11 protein-coding genes are annotated in these 11,892 nt (G+C 63.4%); all 11 read left to right on the top strand.

What is annotated here, in order from left to right; genetic code table 11:
* Nucleotides 1-64: 64 nt before the first annotated feature.
* The 11 genes from AB5I84_RS13440 to nuoL are packed head-to-tail and all read left to right on the top strand — an operon-like array spanning nucleotide 65 to nucleotide 11,888.
* Nucleotides 65-469, top strand: a complete 405-nt coding sequence (locus AB5I84_RS13440; RefSeq protein WP_369456432.1) for an NADH-quinone oxidoreductase subunit A — start codon at nucleotides 65-67, stop codon at nucleotides 467-469.
* Nucleotides 470-481: 12 nt separating this feature from the next.
* On the top strand, nucleotides 482-1,156 hold the full coding sequence (locus AB5I84_RS13435) for a NuoB/complex I 20 kDa subunit family protein (protein ID WP_369456431.1): 675 nt from the start codon (nucleotides 482-484) through the stop codon (nucleotides 1,154-1,156).
* A 33-nt stretch (nucleotides 1,157-1,189) separates the two neighbouring features.
* A complete protein-coding gene (gene nuoC / locus AB5I84_RS13430; RefSeq protein ID WP_439650219.1) occupies nucleotides 1,190-3,007 on the top strand; it encodes an NADH-quinone oxidoreductase subunit C/D in 1,818 nt (605 codons plus the stop codon).
* 10 nt (nucleotides 3,008-3,017) lie between these two features.
* A complete protein-coding gene (gene nuoE, locus AB5I84_RS13425; protein ID WP_369456430.1) occupies nucleotides 3,018-3,515 on the top strand; it encodes an NADH-quinone oxidoreductase subunit NuoE in 498 nt (165 codons plus the stop codon).
* The gene (gene nuoF / locus AB5I84_RS13420; protein WP_369456429.1) at nucleotides 3,512-4,861 is read left to right on the top strand and encodes an NADH-quinone oxidoreductase subunit NuoF; all 1,350 of its coding nucleotides are present in this window, start codon (nucleotides 3,512-3,514) and stop codon (nucleotides 4,859-4,861) included. Before nuoE ends, nuoF begins: the two co-directional genes overlap by 4 nt.
* A gap of 48 nt (nucleotides 4,862-4,909) precedes the next feature.
* Nucleotides 4,910-7,627 (top strand): NADH-quinone oxidoreductase subunit NuoG, encoded by a 2,718-nt coding sequence (gene nuoG / locus AB5I84_RS13415; RefSeq protein ID WP_369456428.1) that lies wholly within the window; start codon nucleotides 4,910-4,912, stop codon nucleotides 7,625-7,627.
* Complete coding sequence (nuoH, locus tag AB5I84_RS13410; RefSeq protein WP_369456427.1) at nucleotides 7,624-8,628, top strand: NADH-quinone oxidoreductase subunit NuoH; 1,005 nt, start codon at nucleotides 7,624-7,626, stop codon at nucleotides 8,626-8,628. The genes nuoG and nuoH overlap by 4 nt, the downstream gene beginning before the upstream one ends.
* Before the next feature lie 14 nt (nucleotides 8,629-8,642).
* Nucleotides 8,643-9,191, top strand: a complete 549-nt coding sequence (gene nuoI / locus AB5I84_RS13405; protein WP_369456426.1) for an NADH-quinone oxidoreductase subunit NuoI — start codon at nucleotides 8,643-8,645, stop codon at nucleotides 9,189-9,191.
* Between the two features lie 11 nt (nucleotides 9,192-9,202).
* The gene (nuoJ, locus tag AB5I84_RS13400) at nucleotides 9,203-9,745 is read left to right on the top strand and encodes an NADH-quinone oxidoreductase subunit J (protein ID WP_369456425.1); all 543 of its coding nucleotides are present in this window, start codon (nucleotides 9,203-9,205) and stop codon (nucleotides 9,743-9,745) included.
* Nucleotides 9,742-10,044, top strand: a complete 303-nt coding sequence (gene nuoK / locus AB5I84_RS13395; protein WP_369456424.1) for an NADH-quinone oxidoreductase subunit NuoK — start codon at nucleotides 9,742-9,744, stop codon at nucleotides 10,042-10,044. The genes nuoJ and nuoK overlap by 4 nt, the downstream gene beginning before the upstream one ends.
* On the top strand, nucleotides 10,041-11,888 hold the full coding sequence (gene nuoL, locus AB5I84_RS13390; RefSeq protein WP_369456423.1) for an NADH-quinone oxidoreductase subunit L: 1,848 nt from the start codon (nucleotides 10,041-10,043) through the stop codon (nucleotides 11,886-11,888). Before nuoK ends, nuoL begins: the two co-directional genes overlap by 4 nt.
* The last annotated feature ends 4 nt before the right edge of the window (nucleotides 11,889-11,892 follow it).

The raw sequence follows: 11,892 nt of genomic DNA, 5'->3' as shown, positions 1-11,892 counted from the left end.
TGTCCGCCGGGTTGCCTGATCCAGCCCGGTGTCCTGAACCAGTCAGTAACCGGGGTATCCATTGATGTCCGAAGCCGTCTCCATCTGGCCGTTTGTGGTCTTCCTGCTCGGCATTGCTGCCATGTGCGCCTTCATGCTCGGCGTCTCGTCCCTGCTCGGGGGCAAAGCTTGGGGCCGCGCCAAGAACCTTCCCTTTGAGTCCGGTGCTGAATCCTTCGGTGATGCCCGACTGCGCTTTTCCGCCAAATTCTACTTGGTCGCCATGTTGTTCGTGATTTTCGACGTGGAGGCTCTTTATCTGTTTGCCTGGGCGACTGCCGTCCGCGAAGCCGGCTGGGCCGGTTTCATTGAAGTGACCCTGTTCGTGGCCTTCCTGTTGGTGGGCCTGATTTATCTGGTGCGCATCGGTGCGCTGGATTGGGCTCCGCGTCCGCGCTCTGAGCGCCGGGCTTCCGACCAGCAGGAATAAGGGAGACGACTGATGCAGTACAAACTGACCCGCATCGACCCGAACGCTGCCAATGACCAGTACCCCATCGGCGAGACCTCCATTGTGAGCGACCCGGTGGAAGAGCAGGTTCACCGCAACATCTATCTCGGCAAGCTCCAGGACGTGCTGCACAACAGCGTCAACTGGGGCCGCAAGAACTCACTGTGGCCGTACAACTTCGGTCTGTCTTGCTGCTACGTGGAAATGACCACCGCGTTCACTGCGCCTCACGACGTGGCGCGCTTCGGTGCGGAAGTGATCCGCGCCAGCCCTCGTCAGGCGGACTTCATGGTCATCGCCGGTACTTGCTTCATCAAAATGGCGCCGGTGATTCAGCGCTTGTACGAGCAGATGCTGGAACCGAAATGGGTGATTTCCATGGGTTCCTGTGCCAACTCCGGCGGTATGTACGACATCTATTCGGTGGTGCAGGGTGTCGACAAGTTTCTGCCGGTGGATGTTTACATCCCAGGTTGCCCGCCGCGTCCGGAAGCCTTCCTGCAAGGCCTGCAGCTGCTGCAGGAATCGATCGGCAAAGAACGCCGGCCGTTGTCCTGGGTAGTGGGCGACCAAGGCGTGTACCGGGCTGAGATGCCGGCCCAACGCGAAGAGCGTCGCGAAGAGCGCATCAAGGTGACCAACCTGCGTACCCCCGACCAAGTCTGAGGCCGGGCTTTTCCATCGCAGGTTTTTTTGCGCGTGAGCGCACCTGATCAATCGCTGGTGAACATGAACATGAGCACACCCGGTGCAACCTCTGTGCCGCCGTACAAGGCGGACGACCAGGACATCGTCGTCGAGCTGCAGCAACGGTTCGGCGCCGCCCTTCTCGCGGTGCAACCCACCCGCACCGGTATGCCGGTGATCTGGGTCGGACGTGACCAGGTCAAACAGGTGCTGCAGGCCCTGCGCCAGATGCCGCGCCCTTATGTGATGCTGTACGACCTGAGCGCCACCGATGAGCGCTTGCGCACCCATCGCGAAGGTCTGCCGGCGGCTGACTTCAGCGTGTTCTACCATCTGATGTCGCTGGAGCGAAACAGCGACGTGATGATCAAGGTGCCGCTGGCCGACAACGACCTGTCGCTGCCGTCGGTCACCGGTGTGTACAGCAATGCCAACTGGTACGAGCGCGAAGTCTACGACCTGTTCGGCATCCACTTCAGTGGCCACCCGCACTTGAGCCGCATCATGATGCCGTCCACTTGGGAGGGGCATCCGCTGCGCAAGGACTACCCGGCGCGCGCCACCGAGTTCGATCCGTTTGCGCTGAGTGCCGCCAAGCAGGATATGGAGCAGGAGGCGATGCGTTTCAACCCCGAGGATTGGGGCATGAAGCGTGGCGCCGAACATGAAGACTTCATGTTCCTCAACCTCGGCCCCAACCACCCGTCGGCGCACGGTGCGTTCCGCATCATCCTGCAGCTGGACGGTGAAGAGATCGTCGACTGCGTGCCCGAGATCGGCTACCACCACCGCGGTGCCGAGAAGATGGGCGAGCGCCAGTCCTGGCATTCCTACATTCCCTACACCGACCGCATCGACTACCTCGGTGGGGTGATGAACAACTTGCCGTACGTGCTGTCGGTGGAGAAACTGGCCGGCATCGAGGTGCCGGACCGGGTGAAGTTCATCCGCGTGATGATGGCTGAGTTCTTCCGCATCACCAGCCACTTGCTGTTCCTCGGCACCTACATCCAAGACGTCGGCGCGATGACGCCAGTGTTCTTCACCTTCACCGACCGCCAACGTGCCTACACCGTGATCGAGGCCATCACCGGCTTCCGTCTGCATCCGGCCTGGTACCGCATCGGTGGCGTCGCCCACGACCTGCCGAATGGCTGGGATCGTCTGGTGCGTGACTTCGTCAACTGGCTGCCCAAGCGCCTCGACGAGTACGAAAAGGCGGCGATGAAGAACAGCATCCTTAAGGGCCGTACGGTGGGCGTGGCCCAGTACAACACCCGCGAGGCGTTGGAGTGGGGTGTGACCGGCCCGGGTCTGCGCGCTACCGGTCTCGACTTCGACCTGCGTAAGGCGCGTCCGTACTCCGGCTACGAGCACTTCGATTTTGAAGTGCCGCTCGGCCACCGTGGTGACGCTTACGATCGCGGCATGATTCGTGTCGAAGAGATGCGCCAGTCGATCCGCATCATTGAGCAGTGCCTCAACAACATGCCGGAAGGGCCGTACAAGGCGGACCATCCGTTGACCACGCCGCCGCCGAAAGAGCGCACGCTGCAGCACATTGAAACCCTGATTACCCACTTCTTGCAGGTGTCTTGGGGGCCGGTGCTGCCCGCTAACGAATCATTCCAGATGATCGAGGCGACCAAGGGTATCAACAGTTACTACCTGACCAGCGATGGCTCCACCATGAGCTACCGCACGCGCATCCGCACGCCGAGCTTTGCCCATTTGCAGCAAATCCCGGCGGTGATCCGCGGCGCCATGATTCCGGACCTGATCGCTTACTTGGGTTCCATCGATTTCGTCATGGCCGACGTGGACCGTTGAGGAGAGCACCATGAGCAACACCCTGATTTACTCCGACGGCTACCGGCTCAGCGACGCCGAGCGGGCGGCCATCACCACCGAGATGCAGCACTACGAAGATCCGCGCGCGGCGTCCATCGAAGCGCTGAAAATCGTGCAATCCCATCACGGCTGGGTGCCGGACGCGGCGATTTACCAGATCGCCGACATCCTTGGTATTCCCGCGGCAGACGTGGAAGGCGTGGCGACCTTCTACAGCCAGATCTTCCGCCAGCCGGTGGGCCGCCACATCGTGCGCGTGTGCGACAGCATGGTGTGCTTCATTGGCGGTCACGAATCGGTACTGAGCGCGATTTCGGCGCAGCTCGGCATCGGCCTAGGCGAAACCACCGCTGACGGCCGTTTTACGCTGCTGCCGGTGTGCTGTCTCGGCAACTGCGACAAAGCGCCGGCGTTGATGATCGACGATGACACCTACGGCAACCTGAGCGTCGAGGCGGTGCCGCAACTGTTGGAGAAATACGCATGACTCTGACGTCTTTTGGTCCCCTCAACAGCATTGCCAAGGCGGAGGAAACCCACCCGCTGACCTGGCGGCTGCGCGAAGATGGCGCGCCGATTTGGCTGGAGGAGTACCGCAGCAAGAACGGCTACCAAGCACTGGCCAAGGCGCTGCGTGATTTCGCCACCGACGACATCGTTGAGCAGGTGAAAGCTGCCGGCCTCAAAGGCCGTGGCGGCGCCGGCTTCCCCACCGGGGTGAAGTGGAGCCTGATGCCCAAGGATGAGTCGCTCAACATCCGCTACCTGCTGTGCAACGCGGACGAGATGGAGCCGAATACATGGAAGGACCGCATGATCATGGAGCAGCAGCCGCACCTGCTGATCGAGGGCATGATCATCAGCGCGCGCGCACTGAAGGCCTACCGCGGTTACATCTTCCTGCGTGGCGAGTACGTCGACGCGGCGCGCAACCTGCGCCAGGCGATTGAAGAAGCCAAGGCAGCTGGCCTGCTCGGCAACAACATTCTTGGAAGCGGTTTTGATTTCGAGCTGTTCGTGCACACCGGCGCTGGCCGCTACATCTGTGGTGAAGAAACCGCACTGATCAATTCGCTGGAAGGCCGCCGCGCCAATCCGCGTGCCAAGCCGCCGTTCCCGGCAGCGGTGGGGGTGTGGGGCAAGCCCACCTGCGTCAACAACGTGGAAACCCTGTCCAACGTGCCGGCCATCATCCAGCACGGTGTGGAGTGGTACCAAGGCCTTTGCCTGCCCGGCTCGGAAGACCACGGCACCAAGCTGATGGGCTTTTCCGGCAAGGTGAAGAATCCGGGCATCTGGGAGTTGCCGCTGGGCATCACCGCCCGTGAGCTGCTGGAAGACTACGCCGGGGGCCTGAAAGACGGCTTCACCCTGAAAGCCTGGCAGCCCGGTGGCGCCGGCACCGGCTTCCTGCTGCCGGAACACCTGGACGCGCAAATGTACTCTGGCGGCATCGGCAAGGTTGGCACCCGTATGGGGACCGCGCTGGCGATGGCGGTGGACCACACCGTGAGCATGGTGTCGCTGCTGCGCAACATGGAAGAGTTCTTCGCCCGCGAGTCCTGCGGCTGGTGCACGCCGTGCCGTGATGCGCTGCCTTGGAGTGTGAAAGTGCTGCGCGCACTGGAGCACGGTGAAGGGCAGGAGGGCGACCTCGAACTGCTGGAAACCATTGTCCGTAATGCCGGCCCCGGAAAAACCTTCTGCGCCCACGCGCCGGGGGCGGTGGAGCCGCTGGGCAGTGCGCTCAAGTACTTCCGTGACGAGTTCCAGGCCGGCATCGCGTCGGTGGCTGGGGCGCCCGCTGCGGCGCCGCAAGCGCTGGGTGTGTGATCCGATTTCTTTTCCCACCGCCTGGCGGTGATGAGGCAAGAAGACGTTATGGCCACGATCCATATTGATGGCAAGCAATACGAGGTGGACGGCGCAGACAACCTGCTGCAAGCCTGTCTGTCGCTGGGGCTGGATGTGCCCTATTTCTGCTGGCACCCGGCACTGGGTTCGGTGGGCGCGTGCCGCGCCTGCGCGGTGAAGCAATTCGCCGACGAGAACGACACCCGCGGCCGCTTGGTGATGTCCTGCATGACCCCGGCTGCGCAAAGCGCATGGGTGTCGATCGCCGATGACGAGGCGGTGGCATTCCGCAAGAGCGTGGTGGAGCTGATCATGACCAACCACCCGCACGACTGTCCGGTGTGCGAGGAAGGCGGCCACTGCCATTTGCAGGACATGACGGTGATGACGGCACACAGCGTGCGCCGCTACCGCTTCAGCAAGCGTACCCACCAGAACCAAGAGCTCGGGCCTTTCATTGGCCATGAGATGAACCGCTGTATCGCCTGTTACCGCTGCGTGCGCTACTACCAGGATTACGCCGGTGGCACCGACCTCGGCGTTTACGGTGCCAACAGCAACCTGTACTTCGGCCGCGTCGAAGACGGCACCCTGGAAAGCGAGTTCTCCGGCAACCTCACCGAGGTGTGCCCGACCGGTGTGTTCACCGACAAGACCCACTCCGAGCGCTACAACCGCAAGTGGGACATGCAGTTCGCACCGAGCATCTGCCAGGGCTGCGCCAGCGGCTGCAACATCAGCCCGGGCGAGCGCTATGGTGAACTGCGCCGGGTTGAGAACCGCTACAACGGCGACGTGAACCAATACTTCCTGTGCGACCGTGGTCGCTTCGGTTATGGCTACGTTAACCGCGACGACCGTCCGCGCCAGCCGACCCTGCGCGGTGGTGCCACGCTCGGCCTCGACCAGGCGGTACATGCTGCGGTGGAGCGCCTGCGCGGCAAAACCGTGATCGGCATCGGTTCGCCACGGGCCAGCATCGAAAGCAACTTTGCTTTGCAGCAGATGGTTGGCGCAGAGAACTTCTACTACGGCATCGCCGCCGATGAACTGCGCTGCCAACAGCTGGCGGTGCAGATCCTGCGTGACGGTGCGCTGCCCACGCCGACGCTGCGTGAAGTAGAGCAGCACGATGCCGTGCTGGTGCTCGGTGAAGACCTGACCCAGACCGCTGCGCGTGTGGCGCTGGCCGTGCGCCAGTCGGTCAAGGGCGCTGCCGTGGACATCGCCGCCGGTCACCGCATCGCCGAGTGGGATGCGGCGGCGGTCAAGAACGTGGCCCAGCACGCCCGCCATCCGCTGTTCATTGCCGCGCCGCGCGCCACCCGCCTCGACGACGTGGCGGCCGGCAGCTTCCGTGGTGACGCGGCGGCCATCGCTCGTCTCGGCCACGCCGTGGCCCACCTGCTCGACCCATCCGCGCCGGCGGTTGCCGACTTGGATGACGCCACCCGCGCTCAAGCGGAGCAGATTGCCAAGGCATTGAAAGGCGCCAAGCGCCCGCTGCTGATCTCCGGCGTGTCGCTGAATTCCGAAGCGGTGCTGCAAGCGGCCGCCAACATCGGTCGTGCGCTGAAAGCGGCCGGCGTGGACGGCTCGGCGCTGATGGTCCAGGCGGAAGCCAACAGCTACGGGCTGACGCTGCTGACCGCTGACCAAGCGGCCCAGCGCGATGTGTCGCTGGATGCGGCGCTGACCCGCAGCGACGCCCAGGCGGCGGTGGTGCTGGAGAATGACCTGTTCCGCCGGTTGCCGGCGGCGCGCCTCAACCCGTTGCTGGAGCAGCTGTCCAGCCTGGTGTTGCTCGACCATCAGATGCACGCCACCTCGCTGTCGGCAGACATGGTGCTGTCAGCGGCCAGTTTTGCCGAAGGTGATGGCACTCTGGTCAGCCTGGAAGGCCGCGCGCAACGCTTCTTCCAAGTATTCGACCCGTCCTACTACCGCCCGCAGGACGTGATCAAGGAATCCTGGCGCTGGCTGCACGCGATCGACTGCATGCTGCAGGGCCGTGAGGTGGACTGGACTCAGCTCGACCAAGTGACCCGTGCCTGTGCAGCCAGCCAGCCGTTGCTGGCGGCGATCCCGGATGCTGCGCCGGGTGCTGACCTGCGCATCAAGGGCTTGCGCATTGCCCGTGAACCGCACCGTTATTCCGGTCGCACCTCCATGCGCGCCAACATTTCGGTGCACGAGCCACGCATGCCGCAAGACATTGACAGCGCGCTGGCGTTCTCGATGGAGGGCTACAGCGGCACTCAGGAGCCGCGCCAACTGGTGCCGTTCGCGTGGGCGCCAGGCTGGAACTCGCCGTCGGCGTGGAACAAGTTCCAAGACGAAGTCGGCGGCCACTTGAAAGCCGGTGATCCGGGTGTGCGCCTGACCTCGGCGCCGAGCGGAGCGCTGGGCTACTTTGCCGCGCCGGCTGCCGAGCAGGGCGCCGGGCTGGCAGTGGTGCGTTTGCACCATCTGTTCGGCAGCGACGAGAACAGTGCCCGCGCCACGCCGATCCAGGCGCGTATGGAGCAGCCCTATGTGGCGCTGTCTCCGGCCACCGCTGCGGCGGCCGGCGTGCAGGACGCGGCGTTCGTACAACTGGACGTGGCCGGCGAGCGCGTGGTGTTGCCGCTGCGCCAGGATGACACGCTGGCGGCCGATGTAGTGGGTCTGCCGGTGGGCTTCCCGGGTGTACCGCTGCTGGCGGCCCAGGCCCGAGTGACCGAGATCAAGGGGGTGCGCCCATGACGGATTGGCTGTCTCCGGAAGCGTTGGCGCTTCTGATCCATATCCTCAAAGCGGTGGTGATCTTGCTGGCGGTGGTGATCGCCGGTGCGCTGCTGAGCTTCATCGAGCGGCGCCTGCTGGCGCTGTGGCAAGACCGTTACGGCCCCAACCGGGTCGGTCCGTTCGGCATGTTCCAGCTGGTGGCGGACATGCTGAAGATGTTCTTCAAAGAGGACTGGACGCCGCCGTTCGCTGACAAGCTGATCTTCACCTTGGCGCCGATCGTGGCCATGAGTGCGCTGCTGGCGGCGTTTGCCATCATTCCGGTCACGCCGACCTGGTGGGTGGCGGACCTGCATATCGGCATCCTGTTCTTCATGGCGATGGCCGGACTCGGTGTTTATGCGGTGCTGTTCGCCGGCTGGTCGTCGAACAACAAATACGCGCTGCTGGGGGCCATGCGTGCCTCGGCCCAGACCGTGTCCTACGAAGTGTTCTTGGGCATTGCCTTGCTTGGCATCGTCGCCCAGGTCGGTTCGTTCAACATGATCGACATCGTTAATTACCAGGCCGACCACCTGTGGTTCATCATTCCGCAGTTCTTCGGTTTCGTGACCTTCTTCATCGCCGGTGTAGCGGTGACCCACCGTCACCCGTTCGACCAACCGGAAGCCGAGCAAGAACTGGCCGACGGCTACCACGTGGAATATGCCGGCATGAAATGGGGCATGTTCTTCGTCGGTGAGTACATCGGTGTGGTACTGGTGTCGGCGCTGATGGCGGTGCTGTTCTTCGGTGGCTGGCACGGTCCGTTCGGTTGGCTGCCACAGATCCCGCTGGTGTGGTTCGCCCTCAAAACCGGCTTCTTCATCATGATCTTCATCCTGTTGCGCGCCAGCTTGCCGCGGCCGCGCTATGACCAGGTGATGTCGTTCGGCTGGAAATTCTGCCTGCCGCTGACCTTGATCAACCTGCTGGTGACCGGCGCCGTGGTGTTGGCCACCGCGCCGGCCGTGAACTGACGAGGAACCTGCCCATGTTCAGATATCTTGCCAACGTGGTGCACGGCGCCTGGACCCAGGTGCGCAGCCTGCTGATGGTGTTCTCCCACGCATTCCGCAAACGCGACACGCTGCAGTACCCGGAAGAGCCGGTGTATCTGCCGCCGCGTTATCGCGGCCGTATCGTGCTGACCCGCGACCCAGACGGTGATGAGCGTTGCGTGGCCTGCAACCTGTGTGCGGTGGCATGCCCGGTGGGCTGTATCGCGCTACAGAAAGCCGAACGCGAAGACGGTCGCTGGTACCCGGAGTTCTTCCGCATCAACTTCTCACGCTGCATCTTCTGCGGCCTGTGTGAAGAAGCCTGCCCGACCACCGCGATCCAACTGACGCCGGACTTCGAAATGGGCGAATTCAAACGCCAGGATCTGGTGTACGAAAAAGAGGACCTGCTGATCAGCGGCCCCGGCAAGAACCCGGAGTACAACTTCTACCGGGTAGCGGGCATGGCGATCCAGGACAAGCCCAAGGGCGCCGCCGAGAACGAGGCGGAACCGGTCAGCGTCAAGTCGCTGCTGCCGTAAGGAGGAGAACCATGGCATTTGTGTTCTATTCCGCCGCGCTGATTGCAGTGCTGGCCACCCTGCGGGTGATTACCCACACCGAGCCGGTGCGCGCGCTGCTGTATTTCGTGGTGTCGCTGATGGCGGTGGCGGTGTGTTTGTTCAGTCTCGGGGCGCCGTTGGCGGGCGCGCTGGAAATCATCGTCTACGCCGGCGCCATCATGGTGCTGTTCGTATTCGTGGTGATGATGCTCAACCTCGGCCCGGCGACGCGGGAGCGCGAGCGCAAGTGGCTCAGCCCCGGCGCCTGGGTCGGGCCAGCGATCCTCGCCGCCATTTTGCTGCTGGAACTGCTCTACATGCTGTTCTCGGCACCGTCGCTGGGCATGGTTTCTGGTGACCTGATCGGCGCCAAGGAAGTCGGTGTGGCGCTCTATGGCCCCTACCTGCTGATGGTGGAACTGGCTTCCATGCTGCTGCTGGCCGCCCTGGTCGGCGCGTGGCACATGGGCCGTTCTGACAGCCAGCTGCCGGCGGCGATCCGGGCGTTCAAACAGAAGGAGCAGGGTAAATGATCCCCCTCGAACACGGTCTGGCCCTGTCGGCCATTCTGTTCAGCCTCGGCATGGCCGGCCTGATGATGCGCCGCAACGTGTTGTTCGTGCTGCTGAGCCTGGAAGTGATGATGAACGCGGTGGCGCTGGCATTTGTGGTGGGCGGCGCCCACTGGATGCAGCCGGACGGGCAGGTGATGTTCATCCTGACGCTGACGCTGGCGGCGGCGGAAGCCACCATCGGGCTGGCGATCCTGCTGCAGCTGTACCGGCGCTTCAACAGCATTGATGTGGACACAGCGAGCGAGATGCGCGGATGAACCTCCTTCCTCTGACCATACTGTTGCCGCTGATCGGCTTTGTACTGCTGGCCTTCTCCCGTGGCCGGCTGTCTGAGAACACCGCCGCCACGCTGGGCGTGGGCAGCGTTTTCCTGGCCGCGCTCAGCGCTGCTTGGGTGATCGCTGACTTCCTCGCCAGTGGTGGGCAGCCGGTGTCTATTACCTTGTGGCAGTGGATGACAGTGGGCCGTTTCGACCCGTCGTTCACGCTCTATCTGGACGGCCTTGCGGTCACCATGCTCGGCGTGGTCACCGGCGTTGGCTTCCTGATTCACCTGTTTGCGTCGTGGTACATGCGCGGTGAAGAAGGGTATTCACGCTTCTTCGCCTACACCAACCTGTTCGTGGCGGCGATGCTGTGCCTGGTGCTGGCGGACAACCTGCTGTTCCTGTATCTCGGCTGGGAAGGCGTGGGGCTGTGCTCCTACCTGCTGATCGGCTTCTACTTCCGTGATCCGAACAACGGCGCGGCGGCGCTGAAGGCGTTCATTGTCACCCGCGTCGGTGACGTGTTCCTCGCCATTGGCCTGCTGATTCTCTACACCCAGCTCGGCACCTTGAATATCCAAGAGCTGCTGGTGCTGGCGCCGCAGAAATTCGCTGAGGGCGATCTGTGGATCAACTTGGCCACGCTGATGCTGCTGGGCGGCGCGGTGGGCAAATCAGCCCAGCTGCCGCTGCAAACCTGGCTGGCGGACGCGATGGCCGGCCCGACCCCGGTGTCGGCGTTGATCCACGCTGCCACCATGGTTACTGCCGGTGTCTACCTGATTGCGCGCACCTACGGCCTTTACTTACTGGCGCCGGAAGTGCTGCATTTGGTGGGCGTGATCGGTGCTGTAACACTAGTCATGGCAGGCTTTGCCGCACTGGTGCAGACCGACATCAAGCGGGTGCTGGCGTACTCGACCATGAGCCAGATCGGTTACATGTTCTTGGCGCTCGGCGTACAGGCTTGGGATGCCGCGGTGTTCCACCTGATGACCCACGCGTTCTTCAAGGCGCTATTGTTCCTGGCGTCCGGCGCGGTGATCCTCGGCTGCCACCACGAACAGAATATCTTCCGCATGGGTGGCCTGTGGAAACGCCTGCCGGTGGCCTACGCCTCGTTCTTGATCGGTGGCGCGGCGCTGGCGGCCCTGCCGTTCATTACCGCTGGCTTCTATTCCAAAGATGAAATCCTTTGGGAGGCCTTTGCGGCCGGCCAGAGCGGACTGCTGTATGCCGGTCTGTTCGGTGCCTTCCTGACCTCGATCTATACCTTCCGCCTGATCATGCTGGTGTTCCATGGACCGGCCCAGGGCGAGGCCCAGCCGGGCCGTGGTGTCAGCCACACGCTGCCGCTGGTGGTGCTCATGGTGCTGTCCACTGGCCTCGGCGCCATGATCATCCCGCCGCTGGCCGGGGTGCTGCCGGAAAGCATCGGCCACGCCGGGGGGCCGGAGAAATTGCAGATCGAGCTGGCTTCCATCGCGTTGGCGCTGTCCGGTGTGGTGTTGGCGCTGGTGCTGTGGAGTGGCCGTCGCCGTCAGGCGGTGGCGAGTGTGGCGGCGACCGGCGGTGGCCGGGCGTTGTCCGCCCTCTGGGGCAGTGGCTGGGGCTTCGATGTGTTGTATGACGCCCTGTTTGTGAAGCCTTATCTGCTGCTGACCCGCTTGCTGAAAAGCGATCCGGTGGATCAGCTGCTCGGTCTGATACCGGGTGTGGTGCGGCTCGGCAATCGCCTGGCCGTGTCGTGGGAAACCGGCTATCTGCGCTGGTACGCCGTGACCTTGGCCGGCGGCATGGTGCTGGTTCTGGGCGCCCTTCTGGTGTTGGGCTGAGGCC

It is taken from the genome of Alcanivorax sp. REN37, assembly GCF_041102775.1.
Classification (GTDB): Bacteria; Pseudomonadota; Gammaproteobacteria; order Pseudomonadales; family Alcanivoracaceae; genus Isoalcanivorax; species Isoalcanivorax beigongshangi.
The sequence above is the reverse complement of the archived record's forward strand: the minus strand, read 5'-3'. Positions and strand labels throughout refer to the sequence as shown.

Coding starts and splice junctions, on each gene's coding strand:
- AB5I84_RS13435 (WP_369456431.1), top strand. CDS start 482: ATGCAGTACAAACTGACCCGCATCGACCCGAACGCTGCCAATGACCAG.
- nuoI (WP_369456426.1), top strand. CDS start 8,643: ATGTTCAGATATCTTGCCAACGTGGTGCACGGCGCCTGGACCCAGGTG.
- nuoH (WP_369456427.1), top strand. CDS start 7,624: ATGACGGATTGGCTGTCTCCGGAAGCGTTGGCGCTTCTGATCCATATC.
- nuoE (WP_369456430.1), top strand. CDS start 3,018: ATGAGCAACACCCTGATTTACTCCGACGGCTACCGGCTCAGCGACGCC.
- nuoK (WP_369456424.1), top strand. CDS start 9,742: ATGATCCCCCTCGAACACGGTCTGGCCCTGTCGGCCATTCTGTTCAGC.
- nuoL (WP_369456423.1), top strand. CDS start 10,041: ATGAACCTCCTTCCTCTGACCATACTGTTGCCGCTGATCGGCTTTGTA.
- AB5I84_RS13440 (WP_369456432.1), top strand. CDS start 65: ATGTCCGAAGCCGTCTCCATCTGGCCGTTTGTGGTCTTCCTGCTCGGC.
- nuoF (WP_369456429.1), top strand. CDS start 3,512: ATGACTCTGACGTCTTTTGGTCCCCTCAACAGCATTGCCAAGGCGGAG.
- nuoG (WP_369456428.1), top strand. CDS start 4,910: ATGGCCACGATCCATATTGATGGCAAGCAATACGAGGTGGACGGCGCA.
- nuoJ (WP_369456425.1), top strand. CDS start 9,203: ATGGCATTTGTGTTCTATTCCGCCGCGCTGATTGCAGTGCTGGCCACC.